This is a genomic window from Pseudomonas frederiksbergensis (genome assembly GCF_003732665.1).
GTDB lineage: Bacteria > Pseudomonadota > Gammaproteobacteria > Pseudomonadales > Pseudomonadaceae > Aquipseudomonas > Aquipseudomonas frederiksbergensis_G.
Genome location: NZ_MOBP01000021.1, coordinates 169,864 through 189,091, shown reverse-complemented (window position 1 = coordinate 189,091; position 19,228 = coordinate 169,864). Strand labels below are relative to the sequence as shown.

At 60.1% G+C, this 19,228-nt stretch carries 17 protein-coding genes; 9 read left to right on the top strand and 8 right to left on the bottom strand.

Features of this window, described 5'->3' with window-relative positions; translation table 11 throughout:
- Nucleotides 1–290 precede the first annotated feature (290 nt).
- Complete coding sequence (locus BK665_RS27720; protein WP_123409707.1) at nt 291–3,194, top strand: sensor domain-containing phosphodiesterase; 2,904 nt, start codon at nt 291–293, stop codon at nt 3,192–3,194.
- Between the two features lie 12 nt (nt 3,195–3,206).
- On the opposite strand, the gene proP is transcribed toward BK665_RS27720, so the two are convergent.
- A complete protein-coding gene (gene proP / locus BK665_RS27715) occupies nt 3,207–4,709 on the bottom strand; it encodes a glycine betaine/L-proline transporter ProP (RefSeq protein ID WP_123409706.1) in 1,503 nt (500 codons plus the stop codon).
- A gap of 169 nt (nt 4,710–4,878) precedes the next feature.
- Nucleotides 4,879–5,340 carry a hypothetical protein gene (locus BK665_RS27710; RefSeq protein ID WP_123409705.1) on the bottom strand — a complete coding sequence of 154 codons (462 nt, stop codon included), beginning with the start codon at nt 5,338–5,340 and terminating at the stop codon, nt 4,879–4,881.
- 371 nt (nt 5,341–5,711) lie between these two features.
- Here BK665_RS27710 and BK665_RS27705 point away from each other — a divergent pair, with 371 nt between their 5' ends.
- Entirely contained in the window at nt 5,712–7,085 is a 1,374-nt protein-coding gene (locus BK665_RS27705; protein WP_259699667.1) for a hypothetical protein, read from the top strand.
- A gap of 36 nt (nt 7,086–7,121) precedes the next feature.
- Here BK665_RS27705 and BK665_RS27700 read toward each other — a convergent pair whose 3' ends face one another.
- Nucleotides 7,122–7,499, bottom strand: a complete 378-nt coding sequence (locus BK665_RS27700; RefSeq protein ID WP_123409703.1) for a hypothetical protein — start codon at nt 7,497–7,499, stop codon at nt 7,122–7,124.
- Nucleotides 7,500–7,616: 117 nt separating this feature from the next.
- Between BK665_RS27700 and BK665_RS27695 the strand changes: the two genes are divergently transcribed.
- The gene (locus tag BK665_RS27695; RefSeq protein ID WP_123409702.1) at nt 7,617–8,051 is read left to right on the top strand and encodes a GNAT family N-acetyltransferase; all 435 of its coding nucleotides are present in this window, start codon (nt 7,617–7,619) and stop codon (nt 8,049–8,051) included.
- Here BK665_RS27695 and BK665_RS27690 read toward each other — a convergent pair.
- The gene (locus BK665_RS27690) at nt 8,023–9,000 is read right to left on the bottom strand and encodes a DMT family transporter (RefSeq protein WP_123409701.1); all 978 of its coding nucleotides are present in this window, start codon (nt 8,998–9,000) and stop codon (nt 8,023–8,025) included. The genes BK665_RS27695 and BK665_RS27690 overlap by 29 nt on opposite strands.
- A gap of 74 nt (nt 9,001–9,074) precedes the next feature.
- On the opposite strand from BK665_RS27690, the gene BK665_RS27685 reads away from it, so the two are divergent.
- Nucleotides 9,075–9,923, top strand: coding sequence for a LysR family transcriptional regulator (locus BK665_RS27685; protein WP_123409700.1), 849 nt, complete (start codon nt 9,075–9,077; stop codon nt 9,921–9,923).
- A 195-nt stretch (nt 9,924–10,118) separates the two neighbouring features.
- Nucleotides 10,119–12,038: a tyrosine-protein phosphatase gene (locus BK665_RS27680; RefSeq protein ID WP_123409699.1), complete on the top strand. Its 1,920-nt coding sequence runs from the start codon at nt 10,119–10,121 to the stop codon at nt 12,036–12,038.
- 496 nt (nt 12,039–12,534) lie between these two features.
- Here BK665_RS27680 and BK665_RS27660 read toward each other — a convergent pair whose 3' ends face one another.
- From BK665_RS27660 to BK665_RS27645, 3 genes are all read right to left on the bottom strand, one after another.
- A complete protein-coding gene (locus tag BK665_RS27660; RefSeq protein WP_375538954.1) occupies nt 12,535–13,461 on the bottom strand; it encodes an AraC family transcriptional regulator in 927 nt (308 codons plus the stop codon).
- A 373-nt stretch (nt 13,462–13,834) separates the two neighbouring features.
- A complete protein-coding gene (locus BK665_RS27650) occupies nt 13,835–14,722 on the bottom strand; it encodes a hypothetical protein (RefSeq protein WP_123409696.1) in 888 nt (295 codons plus the stop codon).
- Complete coding sequence (locus BK665_RS27645; RefSeq protein ID WP_221179274.1) at nt 14,719–15,360, bottom strand: TetR/AcrR family transcriptional regulator; 642 nt, start codon at nt 15,358–15,360, stop codon at nt 14,719–14,721. The genes BK665_RS27650 and BK665_RS27645 overlap by 4 nt, the downstream gene beginning before the upstream one ends.
- Before the next feature lie 216 nt (nt 15,361–15,576).
- Between BK665_RS27645 and BK665_RS27640 the strand changes: the two genes are divergently transcribed.
- The 4 genes from BK665_RS27640 (at nt 15,577) to BK665_RS27625 (ending at nt 18,876) form a co-directional block, all read left to right on the top strand.
- Entirely contained in the window at nt 15,577–16,326 is a 750-nt protein-coding gene (locus tag BK665_RS27640) for an SDR family NAD(P)-dependent oxidoreductase (protein ID WP_123409695.1), read from the top strand.
- A 138-nt stretch (nt 16,327–16,464) separates the two neighbouring features.
- Nucleotides 16,465–17,382 carry an EthD domain-containing protein gene (locus BK665_RS27635; protein ID WP_123409694.1) on the top strand — a complete coding sequence of 306 codons (918 nt, stop codon included), beginning with the start codon at nt 16,465–16,467 and terminating at the stop codon, nt 17,380–17,382.
- A gap of 47 nt (nt 17,383–17,429) precedes the next feature.
- Complete coding sequence (locus BK665_RS27630; RefSeq protein ID WP_123409693.1) at nt 17,430–17,759, top strand: YciI family protein; 330 nt, start codon at nt 17,430–17,432, stop codon at nt 17,757–17,759.
- 28 nt (nt 17,760–17,787) lie between these two features.
- The gene (locus tag BK665_RS27625) at nt 17,788–18,876 is read left to right on the top strand and encodes an SDR family oxidoreductase (RefSeq protein WP_123409692.1); all 1,089 of its coding nucleotides are present in this window, start codon (nt 17,788–17,790) and stop codon (nt 18,874–18,876) included.
- 72 nt (nt 18,877–18,948) lie between these two features.
- On the opposite strand, the gene BK665_RS27620 is transcribed toward BK665_RS27625, so the two are convergent.
- Nucleotides 18,949–19,110: a DUF2986 domain-containing protein gene (locus BK665_RS27620; RefSeq protein WP_123409691.1), complete on the bottom strand. Its 162-nt coding sequence runs from the start codon at nt 19,108–19,110 to the stop codon at nt 18,949–18,951.
- Nucleotides 19,111–19,228 lie beyond the last annotated feature (118 nt).

Sequence of the window (19,228 nt, the reverse complement as noted above, 5' to 3'; positions counted from 1 at the left end):
GCTAGAGTGGGGCACTATGACCTCGACATCAGGTGGGTGATTTCAAATACGCGGCTAAGCTGAAAAGCTCGGTACTTTGGCACTAATTGGATCCAGTGGCGACCGGGTTGGGCTGCTCAGGTCATGGGGTTGGGCGCATCTGCACGAATAACTTGTTGTCCGTCCCATAGTTGGCACTAAACGAATAAAACGATTGAAAAAAACCGCTATAAGCTTTAAACGGAAAGGTGGCTGGCATATTGCTAGCAATCAATAAAAAAGCATGGCCAGTTTTGGCTCAGGAAGGGCTGATGAGTTTTCTTCCATTGATCGACTCCCGGCGGCAATCGAACGATCGCGACGTTGGCGCATCTCAACTGAAAGGGAACTTGGATACCGTCGGCATGGCCTACGCTGGCAACGGGGACACCATCGAACACCTGCTGGACTCAGCGCGCCGCTGGGCTCATACCACCGCGTGGGGGGTGTATCGCGCTGGCGAACAAATGCATCTGGTCGGGCAGGGCGACCCGCAGGGGCAGTGGCCTTCCAGTATTGCCAATGACGAGTTTGAAACCTTTTGCCTGACCCGGCGCCTGCACCGCTGGCCGACGGGGCGGGGCGAAAGCGTGCTCGGATGGCTTCTCGCGCCCATCAACCATGCCATGGATCCGGCGCTTGCCGAGTTTGCCCAGCGCCTGGGCATTGAAGTGCAAGCCAATACCCTGGCCCGGGCGCAGATTACTCAGCGCGTGTTGTATGAAATCACCTACCTGGCCAGTTCCACCCGCGACCGCTCCGTGTTTCTGGTGGGGGTTCACCAACTGCTGGCCAGCCTGATCGACGCCGAGAACTTCTATCTCGCCCTGTATGACCCGCGCACGGGCAAGATGGACTACCCCTATTACGTCGACATCATCGATGTCGAAGCCCTGGAATCCGAGAACTACGAATACCTTGACCCTTCGCATCTGTCGTTGACCGCCCAGGTGTTGACCACCGGCCAGCCGTTGCTGATCGACGCCGCCGGCATTCACGCGGCAGCGGCCGAGGGGCGGTTTTACTGCGTAGGCGACTGCCCGGAATTCTGGATGGGCGCACCGCTGAAAAACGCCTCGGATGAGGTGTTTGGCATGCTGGCGATGCAGGTCTATGAAGTGTCTCGTGTTTACAGCGCTGAAGACCGTGCGCTGTTCCTGGTGGTGGCCCGCCACGTCGCCATGGCCCTGGACCGGCTTCTGCACCGGGCCGACCTGGAAGAAACGGTGATGCGTCGCACCCTGGAGCTTTCAGAGCTCAACCAAGCCTTGCGCCAGGAAGTGGCCGACCGCGAGCGCGCCGAACATCTGCAGAGTGCGCTATTTCAGATTGCCGAACTGTCGAGCCAACCCGGCGACATGGCGGAGTTGTTTCAAACCTTGCATGGCATCGTCGGTGATTTGCTGTTCGCGCAGAACTTCTACATTGCGCTGTTCGACGACGCGACCACTGAAGTGACCTTTCCCTACTATGTCGATGAGCGCCAGACAGTCCGCCCGGTAGCCCGGCGCGGCAGCCGGGGTTTGACCGAGTACGTGATCCGTCAGCGTCGAGCGTGTCTGATTGACTCTGACGAGGCCGAACGATTGACCGTGGAAGGCGAAATAGAAGTCGCCGATGTGTATTACCGATCCTATTCCTGGCTGGGCATTCCGCTGTTCGATGGCGACGTGGTGCGCGGCGTGCTTGCGGTGCAGAGCTACACCTCCGAGGTGCGATACAGCCTGCGCGACCAGGAACTGCTGACGTTCGTGTCGCGGCACATCGACACCGCCTTGTCACGCCGCACCGCCGCCGAAGCGATCCATGCCGCCAACCTCAAGCTCGAAGCCCGGGTGCAGAACCGCACCCGCGAACTCGATCACGCCAACGCCAAGCTGCAACACGAGAACTCCCACGATGCACTGACCGGGCTACCCAATCGCACCTACCTGCAACAGCGCCTCAACCAGGCCTGGGCGCAGTTCGGCAGCGAAGGCGGGCACCTGGCGGTGATGTTCATCGACCTCGACCGGTTCAAAATGGTCAACGACAGCCTCGGTCATCACTTCGGCGACCTGCTGTTGATGCAAGCCGCCCAGCGACTGCGCGGTTGCCTGCGCGACACCGACATGCTGGCGCGCCTGGGGGGCGATGAGTTTTCAGTGCTCGCCCCCGAAGCGCCGCTGGACGTGGTGATCGACATCGCCGAACGAATCCTGGTGGCGTTTGACCTGCCGTTTGTCATCAATGGCCATGAAGTTTTTTCCTCCTGCAGCATCGGTATTGTCAGCGCCGACAGTCAGTTCCATGACGAGCCCGCCGACCTGCTGCGTGATGCCGATGCGGCGATGTACCGGGTCAAGAGTGCCGGGCGCGACAGCTACGCGGTGTTCAACCAGGAAGTGCGCCGTGAAGTGTCGGATCAGGTCGAGCGTGAAGGCGCGTTGCGTAACGCGCTCAAGCGGACCGACGAATTGCTGCCGTATTTCCAGCCGATTGTCAGCGTCGACAGCGGCGAACTGGTGGCCCTGGAGGCGCTGATCCGCTGGCACCAGCCGGGTGGCCGGGTCATCGCGCCGGGCGAGTTTTTGCCGGATGTCGAAGGCCTGCGCCTGATCGGTCGCCTGGACCTGTACATGCTCACCCGCATCGCCGTGATCCTCGCCCAACCCGAGCACGCCAATTGGCCGCCGGTGCACGTCAACTGCTCCAGCTACAGCATGACCCGCCCGGATTTCGCCAGTGACGTACTTGCCCTGTTGGCGCGACACGGCGTGGCACCGTCGCGGATCTGCCTGGAGTTGACCGAAGGTGCCTTGGTGGCCGAGCCGGCGATTGCCCGACTGGCCATGCAGCAACTGGCCGACAACGGCATGTCGGTAGTGCTCGATGACTTCGGCGCCGGTTTTTCATCCCTGAGCTACGTGCACCAATACCGTTTCAGCGGCTTGAAGATCGACAAGTCGTTCATCCTCGAACTGACCGCCAGCGCCCGCAGCCGCGCGATCGTCCGGGCGATTGTGCGCATGGCCGAATCGTTGGACCTGAGCGTGGTGGCTGAAGGCGTCGAGGATGAAGCGACCCTGGACCTGCTGCGCGAAATGGGCGCGGGGCAGGCCCAGGGTTATTACTTTGCCAAACCGATGGGGTTGGCGGCGTTGCTGGCGAGTCCGCTGATGGGCGGCCGGGGCTGAGGGTTCGTCAGGTCAATTGATGCGTGGGTGCTGTTGCACCAGGGTCTTGCGCTTGGCCTCCAGTTCAGCAATTTGCGCGTCGATGTCTTCGATTTTCTGCTCGATATTGTCTTCGTGCTCCTGCAACAACTCTTTCGCTTCCTCAATATCCGACGCCGCCGGGGCCGCGCCACGCAGGGGCTTGTTCGCGGTTTCCTTCATGGTGATGCCGGTCACCAGGCCCACCACGGCGATCACCATCAGGTAATAGGCCGGCATGTACAGGTCGTTGGTGCTTTCCACCAGCCAGGCCACGGCGGTCGGGGTCAGGCCGGCGATCAGCACCGAGACGTTGAAGGCACCGGCCAGGGCGCTGTAGCGGATGTGGGTGGGGAACATCGCCGGAAGGGTCGAGGCCATCACGCCGATGAAGAAGTTGAGGATGACGGCAATGATCAGCAGGCCTGCAAAAATCAACCCGAGCTGGCCGCTGTTGATCAGCATGAACGCCGGAATCGACAGGCAGAACAGCGCGATGCTGCCGAACAGGATGAAGGGCCGGCGGCCAATCTTGTCACTGGCAAAACCGATCAAAGGCTGCACAAACAACATGCCGACCATGATCGCGATGATGATCAGCACCCCACGGTTTTCGCTGTAGTGCAGGTTGTGCGAGAGGTAACTCGGCATGTAGGTCAGCAGCATGTAGTAGGTGACGTTGGTCACGGCCACCACGCCGATGCAGGTCATCAGGCTGCGCCAATGCTGGGTGGCGACTTGCTTGAAGGACACCTTCGGGCCTCGGGCCAGGCCTTCGCGGTCGCCTTGTTCCAGTTTTTCGACGTGTTGCTGGAAGGCCGGGGTCTCTTCGAGGGCGTTACGCAGGTAAAGCCCGATCATGCCCAGGGGCAGGGCCAGGAAAAACGGCAGGCGCCAGCCCCAGTCCTGGAATTTTTCTTCGCCGATCACGGCGGAAATCAAGACCACCAGGCCCGCGCCGAGGACAAAACCGGCGATTGAGCCGAAGTCCAGCCAGCTCCCGAGAAAGCCACGCTTGCGGTCCGGGGCATACTCGGCGACGAAGATTGAGGCGCCAGTGTATTCGCCGCCCACCGAGAAGCCCTGGGCCATTTTGGCCAGCAACAGCAGGATCGGCGCCCAGATGCCAATCGAGGCATAGGATGGAATCAACCCGATGGCGAAGGTGCTCAGGGACATGATCACGATGGTGGCCGCCAGGACTTTCTGCCGGCCATATTTGTCGCCCAGTGCGCCGAAGAACAGACCGCCCAAGGGCCGGATCAGGAAAGGCACCGAAAACGTCGCCAGCGCGGCGATCATTTGCACGCTGGGCGAGGCGTCGGGAAAGAACACCTTGCCCAGCACATAGGCGACAAAGCCATAAACGCCGAAGTCGAACCACTCCATGGCATTACCCAGCGCAGCGGCCGTGATTGCCTTGCGCATCTGCGCGTCGTCGACAATGGTGATGTCTTTCAAGGTAATGGGGTTAACGGCTTTCTTGCTTGATTTCATGCGAATTACTCTGTCCCTGATCCTGTCGATGCCCTTGTTTTAATGGCATGCGCTCTTTGGGTCAGATACGTGGGGACGCTGAATAATTCACTGATCGCCGGCTTTTTTAGGGATAAATAAATAAGGGATAAATAAATCAGTCCCCTTATCGTTCCTTATCGTTTATCGGCTAGTTCTCCCGGGTGCTTACCACATCACCGGTGGCTGTATCTTCCAGCCATACTTCCAGTCGATTGAGGCCCACGTATCTTGAGCGTGCCATTATTTTCTGGCCGGGTTTGCCGTCGAACTTCAGGTCCGCAAACAGGAAATGACTGGGCAACCGGTATTCCAGTTGAATGACGTAAGTGCCCGGCTTCAGCACCGCACGCTGCGGGGAGTCGTTCTTGTAGTAGTACGTGGAGAACGGGATGTTGCCGACTTTTTCGTCGTTGATCTTGATGATGTTCAGGTTCGGCTGCATATCCGCCCAGTGGCGCTGGGGCCTGCCCGCATAAGTATCGGTTTCGACCACGGTATAACGCGACTCGTCACCGGCGCTGGCGGGATCGACGTTGGAGTACGCGGGCATTTCGGCACAACCTTGCAGGCTGAGTACTGCAATGACAAACGGCAGGAAGATCTTTTTCATCAGTAAAACCTGTTATTTCCCTAAAAGGTCAATGGCATTTGTTGTGTTTGGGTTTGGGCATGGCTGCCCGAATCCTGGGTATGCGCAGTTGATGGCGTATTGATACTATATGCCATAGGGCCTGCATCAGACAAAGGACCGCGCTGGTTGTGAAGCCGATCCGACTGGCCTTGATATTCAAAAAATGACGAAGGACCGTCCATGAATTCCCCTCTTCAAAACCGTAAATGCAGTGGTCTCGACAGTGCCTGGCTGTCGAGCCCAACGAACCACTGTCTCGGCCGCATCGCAATAACCTTAAACATCGTTAACCCATAAATTACGCACCCGCCACCGTGATGAATGGCGGGCGCGCCAAGGAGCTGTTTGCTGTGAATTTACTTTCTCGTCTGGCGGGCGCCGCCTTCGCTGTGACCCTGTCGGGTTGTGCCTTGCACGGCAATGGAATGGCCGACTACTACAAGCGGGTCGCTGCCGAGCATCAGGTCCAGAACCAGGCCATGACGGCCCGTATACAAACGCAACCGTTGCCGTTGGATACCACGATCAAACTCGGCCAAACGGCCTTGCTGACACTGAACGTCCCGGCTCAAGGCACCGAACCGGCCAACCAGGTTCGTCTTTTCGCCCTCTGCGATTCGGCGAAACTGGCCATGGAGTACCGTCGCGCCAAGGAATGGACCAGTGCTTATTACCTGCCGGCAGACTCTGCGCGGAACATGGCCCCGCAGTTGTGCCAAGCGGTGAAAGACAGCAGTTGGAGGCAGCTTCCGGGCGACGGTGAAGACAGCGTGTTAGTGGACGCGGGCACCCTGGGCACCACGAATGCTCGACGTGGGATTTGGGCGGGCATCGACTACGGCCGCACCCGTCTGGATGAAACCGAAGGCAAGCCCTACGACCGACAATTGGAGCGAGTCGAAGTCGATTGCACGGCCCGCCAGGCCAGCACCCGCCTGGTTTATCGCCTGAACGGCCAGGCGCTGCTGCCGCCACCCGTTCAGCCGCTGGACAGCGCCTTGGACAAAGACCAACGCACTCGTCTGATCGCGGCCGTGTGCGCCGAACCCGCCAACCTGGCGCAACTCGCCGCACCCCTCGAGCGGAAAAAATTGCCACCGACCCTGCAAACGCCAGAGATTGCGGCACCACTGCTGGCAAACGTCAGCGCATTGCCCCAGGGACAACCCACCCACACGCTCAGCCATTTGCAATTCTCGTACAGCGCGTCCTCGCCCATGATGCCGCTCGCCGTGATCAAGGACAGTCCATTGGACCTGTATCTGCAACCGGGCCCGGCCCGTGGTTTATGGCGTCAGCAAGCGACGGGCGCCTTGGGTCGCGAGCAGGTGAGCATCCGCTGGCGCGGGTTGATCGAACTGGCCTCGACCAGCGCTCAGCGCGCTGGAGAAATCGCTCAATCGAGCACGCTCAACGGCATTGACCTGGATGGCAATTGGCAAACCCTCAAACCCGGGAATCCCATTGCTTACAGCAAACGCTTTACCGACCGCGCCGGCAAACCGTTCGTGCAACGTTTCGAATGTTCGGTGGGTGAACCGTTTCCGGCCACACAGAAAGTCGCCTCGCTGCAAGGGACGGCGCGCGCCGTAACGTGCTTCGCCAACAACGGGCTGAATGCAACGACCACGTACCTGTATCTGGAAGCCTATGACTTGTTTGTGGAAACCTCTGATTCGTCCAAGCTCTTGGTTCAGGTGAACACGCTTAAGGCGGCGCAATAATCGCGAACGGTCAGTTGTCCGCAGTAAAACTGAGCGTTATCGATCGACCAGCGGATAGTGTTTGATACGACACGCATAGTCATTGCCATCGCCTTTGCAGATGCCGTCCAGATACCGGTAATCCACCCGCACCGACTGCCCTTTCCCGGGCCACTGTCGGCGCGGGAGTGGGGCCTGGTAGTCGGTGGTTTCCGGGGTGAATGTGAGCGTCGTCCCGACCTCTGGACATTCGACCGTGGCCGAGGCCGGAGTGATTTTCAGGATCTGCGCCTGGAGTTGCGGATAGGGACGTTTCACCACCTCAGTGATGCGAACATCCATCCTGCAAATTTGCCATGTGGAGGCCTGCGCGGGTTGGCTCAGTGCGGAGAGTGCCAAAACCCATAGCCCGTAGCGCGTCGCATGATTGTTCATTATTGGCCTTTCCTGGCGGGCGGCTGTCGAAGGCATTCACTGCCATCCGCCGATGATGGCAGCAACGCTGCGGCTTCTGCTAGCCTGCCGGCTCTGTGAGTTAACGGGGCTCAACCCATGTTCAATATCCGTGTCATGACCCTGGACGATTACGATGCCGTGATCGACCTGATGAAGCGCACGCCAGGCGTCTCGTTGCGTGATGCCGACTCTCGTGAATCGACCGCGAAATACCTGGCGCGCAACCCCGGGATGAGCTTCGTCGTTGAGGTTGAAGCGGGGCTTGGCGGGTGCGTGATGTGCGGTCACGACGGGCGTCGGGGGTATTTGCAGCATTTGGTGGTGCTGCCTCAGTTTCGGCGGCAAGGCATCGCCAAGGCATTGGTCGAACGCTGTCTGTCGAGTCTTGAGCGACACGGGATACTTAAATGTCATCTCGACGTTTTCAAGACCAATGCACTGGCGGCTGATTACTGGCGCAGTCAGGGTTGGCAGCTCAGGACGGATATCGATCGGTATTCGTTTACGCGCTCGGGTGATGAGAACGCTTGACCCTGGGGGCTTTTGGCTGCTGGCCCGTCCGAGCCTCGGCCCGCACCACCAGCCAGATCCCGATCCCGGACACCAGCATTCCCAGCGCCATCTGCCACGACAGCGGCTCGTCGAACATCGCCCAGGCCCAGAGCATGGTAATCGGCGGGCTCAGGTACAAAACGCTGGCAACCCGGGTGGCCGTGGCGCGACGCAGGCATATCCAGTAGAGCCCATACCCGCCCAGGGTCGACAACCCCACCGTCCACAACACGCTCAATGCGAACCCGGTGCTGGGGATCGGCGCGAGGCTGCCCTGAGTGCCCTCGGCAATGGCGAAGGCGATACTCGAAACGCAGCATTGCAGCCACAGGTTGGGCAGCAGATCCAACGATTGCGACGCGGGCAAACGCTTCTGCCACAGGGTCGCCACGGCCAGCGACAGCATGCCCAGCAATGGCAGGCCGTACGCCCATAAGGGCGCATCCCCCCAGGCCAACGCGCCATGGGTTACCACCACAACCCCGACCAAACCGATGACCAGCCCGGCCCAGACTTGCCAGGCCAATCGTTGCCCGAGCACCACCGCTGCGAGCAACGCCATGCCCATCGGCAACAAGTCGGCAAACAGCGCGGCCAGGCCCGCCGGTACACCGAGGGCGATGCCCTGGATGACGCCGGCCAGGTAACCCGCCATGGCCAGCAGGCCGATGCCGGCATTTTTCAGCAGCGTGGGCAGGGAGGCTCGGCGCAATGACTTGGCGACGAAGGGCAACAGCAGGAGCGTGACCACCACACAGCGCCAGAACACCACCAGCAACGCGGGGGCGTAATCGATTGAGAAGCGTGCGCCGACGAACCCTGAGCTCCAGGTCAGCAGCAATGCCACTTCGAGCACGGGCAGGGGCATCGTCCGGCGCCAATCGGGTGCGGCTTGTGGTGGGCAGACAATCGGTAGGGGCTGGTTCATTGCCACAGGCTACGAAACCCGACTAATCTAATAAATCAAAATAAACTGCAGCAGTCCTTCACGAAGTTGGAATCATGACAGCGATCCTCGATATCGAGCTGGTCCGAACGTTTCACGCCGTGGCGCGGATCGGAAAATTCAGTGCGGCGGCCGAGCAGTTGCATAAAAGTCCGGCGGCGGTGAGCGTGCATATCCAGCGCCTGGAAGCGGTGGCGGGCGGGCGCTTGTTGAATCGTGACAATCAGTCCGTTTCCCTGACCGCCCTGGGCAAGCGCCTGCTGCTGTCGACGACCGAATTGCTGAGCACGCACGACCGGGTGCTGGCCGATCTGCATGGCACCCATCTGGCGGGACGCATTACCCTGGGTGTGCCGGATGAATACGCCACTCATGTGATCCGCGACATCCTGCCGACCTTCATCGCCGCATGGCCCAACGTGGTACTGGAACTGAAGACCGCGCCCAGCTACGCGCTGCGCGAGCTGGTTCAGCGCGGCAAATTGCAGGCTGCCGTGATTGCCCAACCCGCCGGGCAAATGGAGGCGCAAGTGCTTGTCGCCACCACCCCGGTCTGGGTCGGGCCGATCAGCAAAGCGCTGGCCTCGATGGACCCGCTGCCACTGGCCGTGCACGCGGCGCAATGCCCTTATCGGCAAGCGATGATGGAGTCGCTGAAGCTGAGCGGCCGCCGGACGCGAGTGGTGCTGGAAAGTCCGTCCAACCAAGCGGTCAAGGCGTGCGTGGAAGCGGGGCTGGCGATCAGCCTGATTGACCGCGCCATGGTCACGGAGCACATGCAGATTCTCGATGGCTTGCCGGTCATACCGGAGCATGAAGTGGTGTTCATGCGCGCGCCGTCATCCCTGGATGATGAAGCGGTGAATCTGCTGGCCCAGGCGATGCAGCAGTACTTTCGGTTGTAGTCAGAAAACGCCTTGGTGAACTGCCGTACATTGGCGCCCCGGAGTCAACGGCCAGCCGCGAACGGTCCCACGGACAGAAAACGAACGCCACGGACCCATCGCGCAGGGATTTGCACTCGACGGCAATTTGTCATATTCGGTCGCACTTCGTTACAGATAGTGGGCAGCCCAACGCGTTTTCAATGAGGCTGCCCCGTGTTTCAACGTCTTCTGTGTTCGCTATCCGTTTTGAGCCTGTCCATCGCCGCTGCCCAGGCTGCCGAGACCACCCCCCTCGATACCCCGCGCCTGCGCAGCATCGACAATTTTCGTGATCTGGCCGGCACCACCACCGCCTATTCCACCGCCAACGACGGCACGATGCGCAGCGGCGTGTTCTACCGCTCCAATGCGCTGACCCCATCGGCGGCGGACCTGGCCACGTTGAACAGCCTCGGCATCAAGGCTGTCTACGACCTGCGCACGCCAAGCGAGATTGCCGGCACCCCCGACACCATGCTCACCGGCGCGACCTACGAGAACATCGACATCATCGGCAGCACCACGTCCGGCTCGAACATCACCACGGTCTCATTCACCAGCGCCGCCGATGCCATCGCCATGATGCAGCAGACCAACCGCGCATTCGTCAGCGATGCGGGGATGCGCGGGCAGTTCACCAAGTTGTTCAATGAACTGGCCAGTGTCGATGGCGCGCAATTGTTCCATTGCACCGCTGGCAAGGACCGCACCGGTTGGACCGCCGCCGTGTTGTTGAGCATTGCCGGGGTCGATAGCGCCACGATCATGAGCAACTACCTGGCGACCAACGACTACACCGCTGCGCGGATGAAGGCGACTTTGGCGGCGATGCCGGCGAGCATGGCAGCGATCTATGCACCGTTGCTCGGGGTCGAGGCCAGTTACTTGCAAGCGGGCCTGGATCAGGTCGCCGCGCAGTACGGCAGCATGGACAACTACCTCAAGCAAGGCCTGGGTCTGTCCCAGGAAACCCTCTACGTGCTGCGCGGCAAAATGGTCGAGTACAACAGCCTTCCGGGTCAGGCCGGCCTGATCGGCAACGCCGCCGCCGGTGCGCAGTTGTTGCAGCAATTGCAGAACAGCAACCTGTCCGGCACCTACAGCGCCTACAACTATTACCTGCAATCGGCCATTGATGCCGGCACCCTCGGCGGAGTCGAATCCACCGTCGGCGGGCAGGTGCATGCGGATGCCGCGAGTTATCTGCTGCGCCAAGGGGCGATGATTGATCAAGCCGCCGCGCCGTTCAGCAGCGGCACCGACCTCAAGGTCGGCCAATACCGGTTGTGGAGCACCGCGCTGGCGGGCTATCTGGGCACCGACGGTTCGTCCCATGCCGACAGCAGTAATGAGCACAGTCAGGGGCTGATGGTCGGCCTGACCCAGCGCTTCTCCGAACAACTCAGCGGCCATGCCGGTTTCGGCTACAGCCGGGGCAACGTCGGCGGGGCGGGTGGCGAGGCGGATACTGACCTGACGTTCTTCTCCGTCGGCGCACGTTACGCGCTGGACAGTCTGGAGCGCGGCTTGTTTGTGGATGCGGACGTTAACGCCGGTTGGCTCGACTACGACAGCAAACGCGACCTCGGCGGCGGACTCGGTTCAGCCAAGGGCAACAGCCATGGCAACCTCACCGGCGCCACCCTGGCGCTGGGCTATCGCATGCCGGTCAGTAACATGATCCTTGAGCCGAGCCTCGGCGTGCGCGTCAGCCGGCTGGACCTGTCGGGCTTCCAGGAAAAGGGCAGCGAACTGGCCCTGGATGTCGATGGCATCCAGGCCACCCGTCGTAGCGCCGTGGCCAACCTGAAAGCTTCTTTCGCACCGATCGGCATGGGCGCGTGGAACCTGGTGCCGGGTGTCGAGGTGGGTTACGAGCGTGTGCTGGGCGATCACACCGTCGACAGCGAAGGTCACTTGTTGGGGCTGGATATTGAACAGCGTGCGGCGTTCGATAATCGCGATCAGTTCACGGGTGGGGTCAACCTTATGGCCAACCTGGGGGCGCTGAGCGTGGGGGCCGAAGTCGGCGCCAGTGGCGGGGGCAATAGCCATGGTTTCAGTGGCGGGCTCAAGGCCAGCTATCTGTTCTGATGGAGGCAGGATGGCCCTGCAAACACCCATCCCCTGTGGGAGCGGGCTTGCTCGCGAAAGCGGACTGTCAGCCAGTATCAATGTCGACTGACACGATGCCTTCGCGAGCAAGCCCGCTCCCACATTGGTTTTGCGCCAATCCCCCTGTGGGAGCGTGGCTTGCCCGCGAAGAGGCCGGCACATGCAGCATTGATGTCGACTGACACACCGCCATCGTGAGCAAGCTCACTCCCACATTGGTTTGGTGTTGTTCGCGGGTAGTGCGCCCGACACCGGCCCCCTGTGGGAGCGAGCCTGCTCGCGAAGGCGATGGCACGGTCAAAAACTACATTGCCTGACACACCGCTTTCGCGAGCAGGCTCACTCCCACAATGGATTTGCGCCAATCCCCTTGTGGGAGCGGGCTTGCTCGCGAAAGCGGACTGTCAGCCAGCATCAATGTCGACTGACACGACGCCTTCGCGAGCAAGCCCGCTCCCACATTGGTTTTGCGGTGTCAGCGCCGACGGTTTTTGACATCCGCCGGGCTGACACCGTAGGCATTCTGGAAGTACTGGCAAAACCGGCCGACATTGCTGAAGCCATATCGCAGGGCCACTTCGGTCACGGAGGTGGCGGCGTCGTCTACAAGCGCATCGTAGGCCCGCTCCAACCGCACCTGGCGCTGATACGCCACAATCGACATCCCGACAAACCGCCGAAACCCATCCTGCAACGCACGCTGGCTGACGTTGCTCAGCCGCGCCAGCTCCGTGCCGCTGATCAAATTATCCGCATGCTCCCGGATGTACTCCACCGCCAACTTCACATGCCGTGGCGCAATCTGCGGGGCAGGGCGGCGCAGGGCTTGGGTGAAGTTGTGCGGCCAGGCTTCCAGCACCGCGTCCACCAACATCTCCCGCAGGCGCGACGGCATCAGCGTGCCGGCGTTGATCAGCAAGTCGAACTCGGTCCCCGTGGCCAAATCGATCAAGGCCTTGATGCCCTGGAAGGCGGGAGAATTCAGGTCCACCTCGGGTTCAAAAATCACTTTCTGCACAATCGGCTTGCCCAGCAACGTCGACAACCGCTCGGTGATCAGCCCACGCTTGATCGAAATCCCGTGCTGCGCATGGTTGTCGATGAAGCGCATCGAACGGATGTCAGCCTTGTCGATGGCCAAACCCACATGGGCAACGCCCACCGATTCAGTCCCGTGATTGAAAACAATCTTGCCGGCAGTGGGAATGACGAAGGTGATCTCATCCACCGGATCGGGAAACGCCACGGTGAAATCGCCCCGGTAATGCATGCGCCGAAAACTCACGCCCTCATGCCGACCGTACACACCGCCAATAATGATGTGCCCCGGCGGGGGCGGCGTGTCGGCATAGCGGTTGCCGAACATTTTCGAAAACAACGCGCCGAAGTCGTCGCAGCGCATGTCGTTGGAGCGGAGGATGATTTGTTGGCGGGTCGAGGTTGAGAACACCTTGAGGGATACCTTGGGTCGGGCCATGGGGCAGGGCGAGAGAGCGCGGGGACGATATCAAGCGGGGGTGACAGGTTTGTGACATGTAGGGTCAAGCGGTGCGGCGATCCGAAACGATAACGCGGTGTGTCAGGCTCGACGCCTTCGCGAGCAGGCTTGCTCCCACACGGAGATCAGGACCGACCGCTAATTCTGCGAACGGCACCAGACCCATGTGGGAGCGGGCTTGCTCGCGAAAGCGGAGTGTCAGGCAACAAGGACTTTGATTGAGCCATCGCCTTCGCGAGCAAGCCCGCTCCCACAGGGTTCGGGGGCGATGGCAATTCTATGGCTGGTGCTCGACACTCGCCTGCGCCTTGTCCACCAACCGCTGCACCCATTCGGCATCCTGCGGATTGACCACGGCGTAGCGGTCCGGCGGGAAAAAGGTCCAGTGATGGGCGACTTCGGCCAGGCGTTTGAGCTCATCGGCAGACAGCCAATACGACGTGTTCACCAATGGCATCGGCGCGCCGCTGAAACGCTGTCCCAGAGACAGATTAGTGCCGGGCGCAAATGCGATCGCCATTTCCTGGCCGGGTTGCAGTTGCTTGTCCGGCGCGGGCATTTTTCCCTCCCGTGCATAGCTGAAACTGCCCGGATATTGTTCCTTGAGCACCAACCACTGACCCGCCGTGGTCCGGGCCACGACCCACTGCGATACACCGCTGTCTTGCACGTTTTCGAGCTTGTCGTTTTTCCACTGCATGATCGTGTTGCAGTCCGGGTCGTAATCCGAGGACCACAGGTTGGTGCCGGATGCCAGGGTATGACGCTCAAGCTCGACCAGCCCTTGGCCGGGCATGGATTGCCAGTAACGTTTGGTCGGGTCGCGGGTATCGCGCAGGAAATTGCGTAAACCCCAGGCGGCCATGAACAGCAGCGTCGCGAGGGCCAGCCAGCCGAAAGAGGCCCCGACGATCTGGTCGATATCCAGCTCAGGGGAGACTAACGATCGATAAAGCAACAGGCCCACTAAAAACAAAATACCCGGCAGAACCGGGCCAAAGCACAACGGCGGCAATAACACCGCAATCCAACTGAAACGATGCCCAGCCGCACGCTCCCACGCCCAGGCCTGCTCCTGGGCAAGCATCGGCGCTTGTTCCCGTGGGGCGATGCCAGGGTCGGGCGTCTGAAAGCGAATGTATTGCGTGTAGGAATCGTCGCTCATAAGTCGACAGGCTTTGTCGGCTCCGGCCACGCCCGCATGCCAAGGTGACCAATCGCCAACACACGCTCTCTGGACGCACCGTCGCGGGCCTGCACGGCCATGCCCCGGAACAGAGCGCTGAAATAAGCCCCGAGCGCTTCAATATCAGTGTCTTGTGCAACATCACCTGCCGCTACGCCTTGCCTGAGACGCGCCACTAAAGCGCTCTCGGACGAAGCTCGGTGGGCGGACATCATGCTGCGCACCGATCCGTGCGCCGGGGACAGATGCGTTCCCGCCAAAGAAATCATGCAACCGGCCGGCAGGTCGTCGCGCGTGAACTGCGCAGCCGTGGCTTCGATCAGGTGCATGAAAGCGGTTTTGGCATCCGGCGCATCGGCCAGGGCGGCGAGGAACCATTCACTGGATTCTGTCAGATAGAAGTCAGTCGCCTCCTTGTAAAGGGCCTCCTTGTTGCCAAACGAATTGTAAAACGTCGATGGGCTGATCCCCATTGCGTTGATCAAATCGTCGAATGACGTCCCTTCATAGCCACGTTCCCAAAACAGCGTCATTGCGCCATGAATCGCCTGCGCGCGGTCAAACGCAACGGGTCGGCCGCGACGGCGTTTGGGTGGCTCCACCATTTCTGTTGTCATAACTCCAATAATCCTTGACTGCGTTACTGAAAGGCCTATCTTCTTAATACAGGAGGATTCACTCCAAAACAAATCACGAAGAAAAACAGCCTCGGCGGGCTAAAAAACACCGCCATTTTTCGGTGACCTTACCATCACTGTGACCAGCCACTCGATACCCGCAGGTGTTCGACGTTGAGCAGTGCCGCATCAATCTCTCAAACAGGAAACATGTTCATGACTCAATCATTGGCTGGCAAGGTCGCTCTGGTCACGGGCGGCGCACGAGGCCTCGGGGCTGCAACGGCCAAGGCGCTGGCAGCGCAGGGGGCGGATGTCGCGATCAGTTACGTCAATTCTGCCGACAAGGCCCAAGCCATCGTACGGGAGCTGGAAGCACTCGGTGTTCGCAGCGCCGCGTTCAAGGCTGACCAGGGCGACCGTGTGGCGGCCACCCGCTTGATCGACGATGTGGTGACCCGGTTTGGCCACCTCGACATCCTCGTGAGCAATGCCTCGATCAATATTTTTGGCACCGTGGATGATCCGGACTACGACGCCGATGCCTTCGAGCGTTTCTGGGCGGTGACGCTGACCGGCTTCATGGCCACCGTTCGCGCCGCGTCCCGGGTCATCAGCGACAGCGGTCGCATCATCATGATCGGCTCCAACCTCGGAACACGCATCGGCATGGCCGGGCTGTCGGATAACGGCGCGGTCAAAGCGGCCATCGACGGTTATGCCCGCGGCGTTGCCCGGGACCTTGCCCCCCGCAATATCACGGTCAACGTCGTGCATGCAGGCCTGATGGAGACAGACATGAATGCCGAAGCCGGGGACTCCCTCAAGCCGCTGTTGGCGACATTGTGCTTCCCACGGTTTGCCCGCATTGAAGAAGTGGTTGCGCCGATTCTGTTCCTCGCCAGCCCCCAGGCTTCCTACATCACTGGCGCCCTTATCGATGCTGACGGTGGCTACAACGCCTGAGCCGTGAAACGCATCGAGCGATGACTCACCACTGAGTCATTCCACCCGTTCAATTTTTCAAGTCTGGTTAAACCCTTCATCACACTCGCGGTGGCCGAAGCGCATTCGGCTGCGCAAAAAATATTTCAGGAGACACCCATGCAAACCCATCAAGCCGTATCCAGTCTCTCGACCTCGGTCATGATTACGCGAAGGGACGATGTCCCGCTTAACCTGTTCTACGACTATTGGGCCGACATCCACGGCGTTTTGGCGGCGCGTGCCGAAGGCGCGTTTGAATACTTTCAACATCGCCTGGGCACACCGCTCCCGGAATTTTTTCAGGGCATCAAAGGCGTTGATCAGCAACCGGCGCAGGGCGATCCGATTGTCGGCCTCGCCGAGATCACGTTCCTGACCCCAGAAGACCGCGAAAAACTGGTCAGCAGCGCAGCCGTCGGGCAGATGGTCGTTGATGAGCAGAATGTGCTCAAAGGCACCTACATGTATTCCACCGGGCCGGGCAACGCACAGACACTGACAGACCGCACCGGTGTGCCAACCCCCCAAGGTGTCAGCGGCGACTATCGGCTGATCGTATTCGTGCGCCAGGCGCAAGATGTCTCTGCCGACGAGTTCCGCACCTTCCTGCGCAGCGAGTGGGCTCACGCCGTGGCGCAAAATACGGACGTGATCAAAACCCGGCTGCACCTTCTGGAACAGTTTGACGAACAGGCCTGGCCGACTCCCAACGTCGATCATCGCCGGTCTGTCGAACAGCAATACGATGCTTACCTTGAGTTGGCCTTTGCCGATGAGGCGTCGGCAAAGCACTTCTCCCACTCAGCGCAAATGCTTGAACTCGGCACCCAGACCCACCGGTACATCGCGGCCCTCGCGACCTATCCTGACTTTGAAACCTACACGATGGTTTTCGCTGGCCGGCCAACGCAAGTGGGCCTTCGGGGATTGTCGGCGTTTCGCACCCTGGCGGCGTTGAATGAACCCGTCAACCAGAAGTCCCGGGACCTGCTGTCGGTGATCTTTGGCGACAACGTGCTTGAACCGTTGGTTTGAGGCATTTCGGACTTCTCTTCACAACCCATCAACTGGAGTAGAACACCATGATTGACGAAAATGGCCCTCACTATTTTGTCGCCTTCCAGACGCCTGGCCCGAACTGGGTCCAGGGTGTGAAATACAACGAGCAACCAGAGTTCATGGTCCACGTTAACTACATGATGCAACTGCAGGAGAAAGGCCTGACCGTTCTCAGCGGCCCGTTCATGAAGAAGGCCGGTGGCCTCAATGGCGAGCTGGAGGACGGCGGCATGACCATCTTCAAGGCCGCTGATCTCAATGAAGCCACCCGGATTGCCACGGACGACCCGACAGTGAAATCCGGCATGCTGAACGTCGAAGTGAAGATGTTCTGGGTGCCGTTCCATACCTGATTTACTTTTCCCGGCCTGGAGCTTGTGTATGTCTGATTCTCAGTTGAAAAGCCCCGGCAATCGAAAAGTTCTCATCCTGGGCGGATATGGCGTGACGGGTTCCGCCGTGGTCGATGCCGCACTGGCGGCCTCGTGGCCCGTGGTGACCGCCAGTCGCCGCGCCGCGCCAGACCGTTTGATCGATGGCAGGGCGGCGCCGCCGCATGTCAGTGTCGACCTGCTGAGCAAGTCTTCCATCGCCGACGCTTTCACCGGCCTGGCCGACGTGACGGATGTTGTTTACTGCTCCTATGTCGAGACGGGAAGCAACGCCACCGCGATTGAGCCGAACGTGGCCATGCTGGCTAACGCGCTGGAGGCATTGATTGCTCGGGGCGCAAAGCTTAGACACGTGGTCCTGTTTGGCGGAGGCAAGGCGTATGGCCCGCATCTGGGGGCGTACAAAACGCCGGCCAAAGAAAGTGACCCAAGAATTTTGGGGCCGATGTTCTATTACGATCAGGAAGACTTTCTGAAGGACTGGGGTTCCAGAAACAGCGTGCCATGGACAGTGCTGCGACCGGACGCCATCTTCGGTCCGAGCCTGGGGTCACCGATGAATCTGATCAATGGCATGAGCGTGTATGCAGCCGTCTGTCGCGAGCTGAACGTGCCATTGCGCTTCCCCGGCACGCATCAAGCCTGGAACGCCCTGACGCAATCCACTGATGCCGGAATTCTTGGCCGCGCCACGGTGTGGGCACTGGCGGCGGAGACGGCCAAGGGGCAGATCTTCAATGTCATAAACGGTGATCAGTTTCGCTGGCGTCAGTTGTGGCCAGAGCTGGGCTCGCTGTACGACATACCGCTGGCTGAGCCACAACCGATGTCACTGACCGAACAGATGGCCGACAAGGCCCCCGTGTGGGGCAGCATCATCCAAAAATACAACCTCAGGCCAACCGCTTGGGCGGACGTCGTCGCCTGGCCGTTTCTGGACGCTATATTCGGCATTGGCTACGACATGGTGCAGAGCACGATCAAGATCCGGCAGGCGGGCTTTCATGACTGCATTGACTCCCATGAAAGCCTGAAGCTTCAGGTCAGCCGATTGAGAGGGGCGCGGATCGTTCCTTGAGCATTGGCAGCGAAACAAGGGGCGGACTTATTGACCGGGAGGTCGTAGGTCGGTCCCGTTGTCCCACCTGGATCAGCTTTCAGAGGCACTGACGGCGCCCTGATCGGCTTCAGCCTCCAGCTTCAAGCGGTCGGCCTTGCTGATGTACTTGTCCTTTTTTTGCGGTGCCAGTTTGGCACTTGCCTTCTTGGCTTTGGCCTTGAACAGTTGCTGTAACTTTTTTTGGCGATTCATAACGTTCTACCGAGCTTGAAAACCCGCGAATGATAGCCGAAATGGGGGACAGATTTATTTAATAGATCTGTGCCGTTATCCAAAAAAAACGTTGTTGAAAAATCCTTTGCTACTACTC

Bases quoted from the DNA above. Each gene is read 5' to 3' on its own strand.
- BK665_RS27640 (WP_123409695.1), top strand. From the start codon at position 15,577: ATGACTCAATCATTGGCTGGCAAGGTCGCTCTGGTCACGGGCGGCGCA.
- BK665_RS27630 (WP_123409693.1), top strand. From the start codon at position 17,430: ATGATTGACGAAAATGGCCCTCACTATTTTGTCGCCTTCCAGACGCCT.
- proP (WP_123409706.1), bottom strand. From the start codon at position 4,709: ATGAAATCAAGCAAGAAAGCCGTTAACCCCATTACCTTGAAAGACATC.
- BK665_RS27635 (WP_123409694.1), top strand. From the start codon at position 16,465: ATGCAAACCCATCAAGCCGTATCCAGTCTCTCGACCTCGGTCATGATT.
- BK665_RS27620 (WP_123409691.1), bottom strand. From the start codon at position 19,110: ATGAATCGCCAAAAAAAGTTACAGCAACTGTTCAAGGCCAAAGCCAAG.
- BK665_RS27720 (WP_123409707.1), top strand. From the start codon at position 291: ATGAGTTTTCTTCCATTGATCGACTCCCGGCGGCAATCGAACGATCGC.
- BK665_RS27650 (WP_123409696.1), bottom strand. From the start codon at position 14,722: ATGAGCGACGATTCCTACACGCAATACATTCGCTTTCAGACGCCCGAC.
- BK665_RS27710 (WP_123409705.1), bottom strand. From the start codon at position 5,340: ATGAAAAAGATCTTCCTGCCGTTTGTCATTGCAGTACTCAGCCTGCAA.
- BK665_RS27660 (WP_375538954.1), bottom strand. From the start codon at position 13,461: ATGCGCTGCGACGACTTCGGCGCGTTGTTTTCGAAAATGTTCGGCAAC.
- BK665_RS27645 (WP_221179274.1), bottom strand. From the start codon at position 15,360: ATGACAACAGAAATGGTGGAGCCACCCAAACGCCGTCGCGGCCGACCC.
- BK665_RS27695 (WP_123409702.1), top strand. From the start codon at position 7,617: ATGTTCAATATCCGTGTCATGACCCTGGACGATTACGATGCCGTGATC.
- BK665_RS27700 (WP_123409703.1), bottom strand. From the start codon at position 7,499: ATGAACAATCATGCGACGCGCTACGGGCTATGGGTTTTGGCACTCTCC.
- BK665_RS27685 (WP_123409700.1), top strand. From the start codon at position 9,075: ATGACAGCGATCCTCGATATCGAGCTGGTCCGAACGTTTCACGCCGTG.
- BK665_RS27625 (WP_123409692.1), top strand. From the start codon at position 17,788: ATGTCTGATTCTCAGTTGAAAAGCCCCGGCAATCGAAAAGTTCTCATC.
- BK665_RS27690 (WP_123409701.1), bottom strand. From the start codon at position 9,000: ATGAACCAGCCCCTACCGATTGTCTGCCCACCACAAGCCGCACCCGAT.